This window comes from Sphingopyxis terrae subsp. terrae NBRC 15098 (assembly GCF_001598815.1).
Lineage (GTDB): Bacteria > Pseudomonadota > Alphaproteobacteria > Sphingomonadales > Sphingomonadaceae > Sphingopyxis > Sphingopyxis terrae.
The window spans coordinates 1-7,768 of record NZ_BCZQ01000052.1 but is presented as its reverse complement, the minus strand read 5'-3'; the positions used below and the strand labels follow the sequence as shown (position 1 = coordinate 7,768).

General features: G+C 64.1%; 8 protein-coding genes. All 8 read left to right on the top strand.

Annotated features, from left to right (window positions below; translation table 11 throughout):
- Window positions 1–219: hypothetical protein (locus STE01S_RS19325; RefSeq protein WP_062770867.1), on the top strand; the 219-nt coding region annotated here is incomplete at its 5' end.
- Window positions 220–269: 50 nt separating this feature from the next.
- Window positions 270–1,712, top strand: coding sequence for a DUF4942 domain-containing protein (locus STE01S_RS19320; protein WP_017980877.1), 1,443 nt, complete (start codon window positions 270–272; stop codon window positions 1,710–1,712).
- Window positions 1,713–1,889: 177 nt separating this feature from the next.
- Window positions 1,890–2,165 carry a hypothetical protein gene (locus STE01S_RS19315; protein ID WP_017980878.1) on the top strand — a complete coding sequence of 92 codons (276 nt, stop codon included), beginning with the start codon at window positions 1,890–1,892 and terminating at the stop codon, window positions 2,163–2,165.
- A gap of 336 nt (window positions 2,166–2,501) precedes the next feature.
- The gene (locus tag STE01S_RS19310) at window positions 2,502–4,658 is read left to right on the top strand and encodes a ParB/RepB/Spo0J family partition protein (protein WP_017980879.1); all 2,157 of its coding nucleotides are present in this window, start codon (window positions 2,502–2,504) and stop codon (window positions 4,656–4,658) included.
- Between the two features lie 55 nt (window positions 4,659–4,713).
- Entirely contained in the window at window positions 4,714–5,349 is a 636-nt protein-coding gene (locus STE01S_RS19305; RefSeq protein ID WP_017980880.1) for a DUF6884 domain-containing protein, read from the top strand.
- Between the two features lie 482 nt (window positions 5,350–5,831).
- On the top strand, window positions 5,832–6,086 hold the full coding sequence (locus STE01S_RS19300) for a hypothetical protein (RefSeq protein ID WP_017980881.1): 255 nt from the start codon (window positions 5,832–5,834) through the stop codon (window positions 6,084–6,086).
- A gap of 208 nt (window positions 6,087–6,294) precedes the next feature.
- Window positions 6,295–6,555, top strand: coding sequence for a hypothetical protein (locus STE01S_RS19295; protein ID WP_017980882.1), 261 nt, complete (start codon window positions 6,295–6,297; stop codon window positions 6,553–6,555).
- A 494-nt stretch (window positions 6,556–7,049) separates the two neighbouring features.
- A partial coding sequence (locus STE01S_RS19290; RefSeq protein ID WP_062770869.1) for an ArdC family protein occupies window positions 7,050–7,768 on the top strand: 719 nt, incomplete at its 3' end.

Here is a 7,768-nt window from a genome sequence, read left to right as displayed (position 1 = left end):
AACGCCGAACGGACCATCGACCTTGAACGATACGAGGAAGACGGCGCGTTCGACCGCTACGGCTATCTTCGCGACCTCGCCGACAACCACGGCGCGGACCTCGCGCGCGTGATCGAGATCGCGGACCTGCTCGGCCCCGAAGAGGATTTCGACGGCCTTGTGACCACCATCGAGGACGCGGCCGAAGGCTTCGGCTTCGGCGCTTCCATTTTCGACTGACCCAGCACGCGCGGGCCGATCCTGCGCGCCCCGTTCCCGAAGGATCAAGCATGACCAACGAATTGATGAACCGCGTCCAGATCGACGAGATCACCGCAGGCCGGGACGCCGCGATTGCCAAATGGCTTGAGGCTTACGACAGTTTCCACGCTCTCACCGATGCTGCCAATGGGCTTTGCTTCGCCGGGGGCATCAGCCTGCCCATTCCTGCGGATGACCGCTACAGCGATAGCGGCCTGACGCGCGCGTTCCATAGCGCCGCCCCGCACAACACCCGCGACCGGGAAACTGGCGCGGTCAGCAGCGTCAGCGGACGCGACCATTTCCGCGCGAAAATCACCGTCGCCATGGATCGGCGATGCTGGCGGCACCTTCTCGAAACGCTGGGATTCGACCAGCTTCTCGACCGGCAGGCCCGAGAGGAGTTCTACAAGGGGATCAACGACACGCCGCCCGCCTTCACGTCTGAGAATTGCGCCAACACCTTCGGCCATATTTGGGAGAACCGGCGCGGCCTCTATCTGCGCGGCATCGCCAATACCTTTTCGGCGCTGGACCGGCGCTTTCGCTCGCATGATGGCTTCAAGATCGGCAGCCGTCTCATCATTGAACGCGCCTTGAGCGACAGCCGGTCCTACTGGACCGACTATAATCGACGGGACACTCTGCGCGATGTCGAGCGGGTTTTCCGCGAGCTGGACGAGCTGGGGCCGGTTCCTGAAAGCGCCAGCATCGCGCGCCGCATCACCGATACGCGCGAGGCGACCCCCTTCGTCATCGAGGGCGATTATTTCCGGGTCCGCGTCTTCGGGAACGGTAATCTGCACCTGTGGTTCGAGCGCAAAGACCTCTTGCAGCGGGTGAACCTCTTGCTCGCCGAGCATTATGGCGAAGCAATCGGCGATGCCTACGACAACACCGAGGCGGACGATGCCCCGCAATTCCACATGACCCACGCCAAGGATTTCGGCGCGTTCATGTCGAGCGATGCCGTCGCGGCGCAGGTTATCCGCCTCGCCGAGATCGGGCGGGGCATGGGTGTGCTGGAACCCAGCGCCGGGACCGGGATGCTGGCGAAGGCCGCGCGCGAGGCTGGCGGAAATGTCGCCTGCATCGAGATACAGCCGGGCATGGCGCACGAGCTGCGCGTCCTGCACGGCTTCGGCGATGTGCGCGAGGCAGATTTCCTCAGCCTCAAACCGAGGCCGATCTATGACCGCATCGTCATGAACCCGCCTTTTGATCGCGGGCGTGATTGCGATCATGTCCGCCATGCCTTCGCTTTCCTGAAGCCGGGGGGCGTGCTGATCGCTGTCATGAGCGCCCGCGCCGAGTTTCGGGAGGATGCACGGCACCGCGCGCTCCACAAGATCGTCGATCAGTGCAAGCCGTCCTGGGGCTGGAAGAAGTGGCACGACCTTCCCGAAGGATCGTTCGCCCACGCCGGAACCAACATCAACACCGTCATTTTGGCAATCCGCAAGCCGGGGTGACGGTGCGACAGAGCATAGACAGCGGTTCCGGCAAAAAATCGAAGGCCGGCGCTCCCCGAGGAGCGCCGGCCTCATTCGTTGCTGGTTATCGCGTTCAATATCCAGCATGGATACGATCCTCACTGATCGGCTGACCAACTTGCGCTATGCTCCTCTTTTTGATGGGGACCATATGCCATGACTGTCCCACCCATCGTTGCGCGCCGTGTCCTGCCTGCCCCGCAGCGCGAGGCATTGGACCTCATGCTTCGGGCGCTGTTCATTCTGGACTGCGCCGGGGAACTCGGCCCAGGTGCCGCGCTGTCTGGTGCGATCGACGCCCTGATTGATGCCCCCAACGCGGCCGATATGACGCCGCAGGAGCGCGCCGAGTTTGCGGGGCGGCTCGATGCCTATCAAGCTGCCGTGACGATCGCCCAGGGCAAGGCCCTGCCCCTCACATTCCACGGCTAATGGCGCAAGATCCGCGCGGCGGACTCTTGCGGCGCTTATAGTCCCGATCCCTTCTCCGCTCCCCGTCGAATAGATCGGGCGCGCGCTCGGCGCGCGGATCGAAGGGGGCGCCGCCCCCCTCTGTGCAAGGGCTGGACCGTCTCCCGCGCGTGCCGCGCGCTCGCTTGGCGATCGGGGCGGTCTCCCCACCCTTCCGCGCCTGCGGCTTGTGCAGGGCGGGCGATCCCCCTCCCCCCCGATCGGCCCCGGTTTGCACATTCACCCCCCGCTCTCGGCGAGGGCCAGAAGTCGATGGAGCCATCGCCTTCGGCTTCATTGAGAGAAAGGAACAGCACCATGGTTAAGACTTCCAAGCCCACGATCCTGCATCTGACGGTCGATCAGCTTCATCGCAGCGACCTCAATGTCCGCAAGAAGCCATCCAGCGCCGCGAGCGATGCCGAGGTTTCCGCTTCGCTGCTGTCCGTCGGTCTCATTCAGCCGATGGTGGTTATCCCTCGCGAGGCCGGGGGGTATGAGGTGGTGGCCGGGGATCGCCGTCGCCGTCTTCTCACCGCGCTGGCCGAGGCCGATCCGAGCCGGAAGGGCATGACCTTTCCGTGCATGAAGGTCGATGATTTGAGCAAGGTCACGGAAATCAGCATGGCCGAGAACCGCGCGCGCGAGGCGATGTCGCTACCCGATGTCTATAAGGGTTTTGCCGCCATTCGGGCCGAGCGCCCCGAAGCAACCCTAGAGGAGCTGGGGGCGATGTTCGGCTATGATGTGGCCCGAACCGCGCGGATCATGCGGATCGCCAATCTTCACCCGGAAATCATGGACCTCTACAGCGCCGGGGAGATCGGGGACGCCGAGGCGCAGGCATATGCCGCGACCGAGGATCGCTCGCTACAGATCGCGGTCTATCGCCAGTTGGAGCAGCAGGCGACCCGGCCTCACGAGAAGAACGCCAATGCCATTCGCAAGGCGATGAACTCCGGCGACCACGAATTGACGAAGCTCATGCGCTATGTCGGCGTCGATGCCTATCGCGCAGCGGGCGGGGATTTCGAGGCCGACCTGTTTTCGCAGGATGGTGCGGGGATCGTCCAGAATCCCGATGTGCTTCGCGACCTCGCAGAGCAGCGCGTCGAGGAGGACAAGGATCGGTACGAGCATAACATCGTCCGCAATGGCCGGATGCTCGGCGAGAAGTGGGGCCTTGCCGACCTGCAGTTTTCGTGGGCCGCTTCCCCGCCGCAGATCAAGCAATATGGCTATCTCTCGACCGACCATGAACTTCGCATCCGGGAGCAGAAGCGGGGCGCGTTGCCCAAGGCTACCGCGAAAACCTATGCGTCGATGGAGAAGCGCCTTGCCGCGATGATCGGTGAGGATGACGAGCCGCTGCCCGGTCAGGAGGAGGCTTTCGAGAAACTGACGGCCGAGATGGCGGAGCTGGACGCGCAGCGCACCGTCATCCTGCCCAGCAAGGGCGCGGTCGTGGCCGTGGCGTCCATCGAGAATGACGGCACTTTCGACGTCGAGCTTTGGTTCGCGGATCGAGCTGCCAAGGGCGCGGAATTGCCCAAGGGGGCGACCGGGCAGCGTGGACCCAAGCCCGAGCCGACACCGGGAGAGGCCGAGCGGGCGCGCTTCGGGCTGTCCAAGGACAATATGCAGGTGATGATGCTGATCCGGCGCGACATGATCCGGGCCGAGTTGATGCAGTCGGCTTGCGCGGGTTCGTCGCTTGCGCTCGACTTCATGCTGTTCTCGCAAGCCCGCACCATTCTCACCCCGACGCCGGGTTATGGGAATACGGTCTATTTCCATGGCGAGCATCAGGGGATCAACGACCTGACGCATGACGAGGACGGTACGACCAAGATTCACGATCTTGTCGGGAGCCGCCCCGAACGGGCCGCATGGCTGACCACCAAGGAGGGCTTGGCATCGAGCGCGTGGGTTTCGACGCGCGATCCCATCGAAGGCTTCATTCTGTTCCGTCAGTTGCCCGCGAGCGAGAAGAACAAGGTGACGGCCATGATCGCCGGACACATGCTCTTGGCTACCACATCGGTCTATGCCGAGGGCCGCACCCCCCGCATGGTCCGCGAGCTTGCCAATTGCATCGAGGCGGAGCCGGGTTTCGGGCGTTGGCGCGATGCCGTCGAACTGGATGAGGCGTTTTTCTCCACCTTCTCGAACAAGGCCCGTCTGGCCCTTCTCGACACTTGGGGGCTGGCGGATCGAGCCAAGGGCATGAAGGGGAACGAAACCGCCGCCTTCTGCGCCCGCATCGCGAATTGCGACGATCAGGACGCCAAGTTGCTCGGCCTTCATCCCGATGATGTTGCCGAGGCCGTGAACTGGCTTCCCGACTTCATGGAGAGCGGCAACGTGCCCCCTCTGCCCGTCGAGGAGGAGGAACAGGAAGACGACGAGGGCGACGAGTTTGGGGACGATGAGGATCAGGACGACGATCACGAGCAGATCGACGAAGCCGCTTGATCCACGGCGGGGGGCTTAGGCCCCCCGCTTCATTCCCGATGACGGAGGCACCACCATGGCCCGCCATTGCGTTCGCGAACCCCGCTATATCCCACCCGTTCACGTCATAGGCGAGCAGCCCGATCTATTCGGAGGCCCGACCATCAGCCACGCGACCGAGCGCAAGCCGATCAGCAACAAGTGGATGAGCGACATGACGAAATGGGCCGTGTCGCCATGGCTCGGCGACATGGACCCGGAAAGCGCCCTTGAGCCGGAAACCGTTCTCGAGACAGCGCCCGCCCCGCTCCCCGTCTATCTGGTCGCCTGCGTCGCCGCGAAGCTGGACCACGCGGCTGAGGCGCGCGACCTCTACGCCTCCCCTTGGTTCCGCAAGGCCCGCGCCCATGTCGAGCGCACCGGCGCCCCGTGGCTGATCCTTTCGGCCAAGCATGGCCTGATCGCCCCCAGCGCCGTCATCGAGCCGTATGATGTCACCCTTGGCGCGATGGGGGCTGGCGCGCGCCGCCTATGGGGCGCCCGTGTGTTGGACGAGCTGGCCCGCGCTGTGGACGCCCGCGCTCCGCTGATCGTCCTCGCAGGGCGGACTTACCGCGATCCCCTCTGGCCGAGCATCGCCCAGCGGGCGAGCGTGCCGATGGAGGGCATGGGCATCGGCGAGCAACTGGCTTGGCTCACGCGAGAGGCGTGATAGAGTTAGGTCGACCGGGGGGAAGGCGAAAACAACCCCGGTCAATCATGGTGCGGCGGGAGGCTTACCCAAGTCTCCCGCCCCTTTCGTTCCGGCAGCGCCGGGATCGCACGCGGCCAGGGCCGCGCGGAATCGCTCGCGCGCTTCGCCCTTCGGGCCGCGATCCCTTGGGAAGGGGGCCGCCCCGGTGCGGCGCGGCAATCGGCGCCGCGCGTGCCGCGCAGCAGCTCCTGTCCAGACCGGCCTGCGGCCGGTGAAGGCAGGGCGTGGCGACGGTGGTGGGAATATTCCTTCTCTACGACAGTTGGCATTTTACCATGGGTTTCAGCCCCGACCGTCAAGGATCAACGGTCCCCCCAAAATCCTGCGGATTTCGGTTCCCCCGTTGCCCGCTGTCGCGGCCGCTTCGCGGTCCCTGACCGCCGGGGCCGCTACGCGCCCATGGTCCGACACTCCTGTTCGTCAACGATAAGGAGAACAGGATGCAAGTGACATTGTTTAAGGCTCTGAAATCAATCAAGGTAGGTGATGACCAAGCTACGGCGGTCGTCGAGCAGCTAGAGGAGTTTATGGCGCTCAAGATCAAGGAAGCGAACGCCGCGCTGGAAGCGCAGAACAAGGCGCTGGAGAGCAAGATCGACGGCCTGAAAACGCAGCTTACGATCCTCAGCATCATGCTCGGGGTCATCAGCCTAGCGTCTCTGGCGGGTCCGATACTCGCCAAGCTCATCAAATGAGCAGCGGGAGGGCTTCGGCCCTCCCTTTTTTTGCTTCGTTCCGCAAACCCGCCCGCCATGCTGATCGGCATCGAGCCGACACCATGCCGTGAACGCGCGACGGCGCGTCCCTTCGATCGGCACCGCGACCAGGTGCGCGCCGATCAAGGTGCGCTGCCTTATCGTCAGCGCAAAATGATGATAGGTAGTCATCGGAAGGAGCCGTGTCGTGACGATCATCCCTGTTCTGCTGATCCTGGCCGGCATCGTCTTGTGGAAGTTCACGCGGCGAGCTGCCTTCAATCGCCGGAATGAATATGGCGTGGAGGTCTTTAATTCCTACGGCCACATGCAGGGCCGGCGCTTCATTGAGAAGACGCTTCGCTTCGGTGCTGTGATCTTGGTGCTGGTTGGCATCGGCCATGCAATTGCTCCGCACCAAGGGTCGTCGTCGGCCGCGCCTGTCGAAACATCGCATCCCAAGAAGTAGTCGGGCGCGGGCCTTCGGCCACGGCTCTATCGCCGCTTCGCTGCGACCGAACCCGCAAAGCGGTTTCGGCCAGAGGTGACGATCCTCGCGTGAAATCCAATGCCCGAGATCCGCACAGCGGATCTCGACGCCGATAGTGGCGGCTCCCGAGCGGGGCCGCGGGCGTCGGCTTGGTCTCCGCTTCGCTGCGACCAGGCCGCGCCGATCGAGCTGCCGGCCTTCGGCCTGATCCTCCGCAGCGGCGCTTTGACGCCGCCGTCATGAAGGGGGCGCCGCCCCCCTCTGTGCAAGGGCTGGACCGTCTCCGCGCGTGACGCGCTCCGCTTGGCGACCGGGGCGGTCTCCCCACCCTTCCGCGCCTGCGGCTTGTGCAGGGCGGGCGATCCCCCTCCCCCCCGATCGGCCCCATTTGCCCATTCACCCCCCGCTCTCGGCGAGGGCCAGAAGTCGATGTGAGCCATCGCCTTCGGCTCTATTCCAGAAAGGGAAACACCATGAAGCGCAGCACCCCCAGCAACACCCAGCGGGCGGACATCTATCAGGAGGTGACGGACCATATCATTTCCCTGCTGGAAAGCGGTTGCCGTCCTTGGTCCCCGTCGTGGACGAGTGGAGCGGCGACCTTGCCCCGGCGTCACGGGGGCGAAGCCTATCAGGGCATCAATATCCTGTTGCTTTGGTCGCAGGCGATGCGGCGCGGCTACCGCAATCCCACATGGATGACCTTCAAGCAGGCTTTGGAGCTTGGTGGGAACGTCCGCAAGGGCGAGCGCGGCTCGATGGTTGTCTATGCCGGAAGCCTCACCCCGAAGGGCGGCGAGGACAGCCCTGCCGATGGCGAAGGCGAGCGGCGTATCCCCTTCCTGAAACGCTATGTCGTTTTCAACGTCGAGCAGATCGAGGGGCTTCCCGAGGGCAAATATCCCACCCCGGAGCCGGTCATTCAGAACCGGGACGAGCGCGACGCTGACCTTGATCGGGCTTTCGCCGCCTATGGCGTGGCGATCACCGAGCAGGAGGGCGGGGCCTATTATAATGAGCAGGCCGATCGCATCACAATGCCGCTTTACGAGAGTTTCACCAGCGGCAACGCTTTCTATGCGACCCTTGCCCATGAGGGAATCCATGCCAGCGGTCACAAGAGCCGGTTGGACCGCGAGACGCTGCATAAATATGGCGAAAGCATCGCGACGAGGGCGAAGGAGGAACTTGT

Excerpts from the sequence above, each read along its gene's own strand:
- STE01S_RS19315 (WP_017980878.1), top strand. The coding sequence starts at position 1,890 with ATGACTGTCCCACCCATCGTTGCGCGCCGTGTCCTGCCTGCCCCGCAG.
- STE01S_RS19305 (WP_017980880.1), top strand. The coding sequence starts at position 4,714 with ATGGCCCGCCATTGCGTTCGCGAACCCCGCTATATCCCACCCGTTCAC.
- STE01S_RS19300 (WP_017980881.1), top strand. The coding sequence starts at position 5,832 with ATGCAAGTGACATTGTTTAAGGCTCTGAAATCAATCAAGGTAGGTGAT.
- STE01S_RS19320 (WP_017980877.1), top strand. The coding sequence starts at position 270 with ATGACCAACGAATTGATGAACCGCGTCCAGATCGACGAGATCACCGCA.
- STE01S_RS19310 (WP_017980879.1), top strand. The coding sequence starts at position 2,502 with ATGGTTAAGACTTCCAAGCCCACGATCCTGCATCTGACGGTCGATCAG.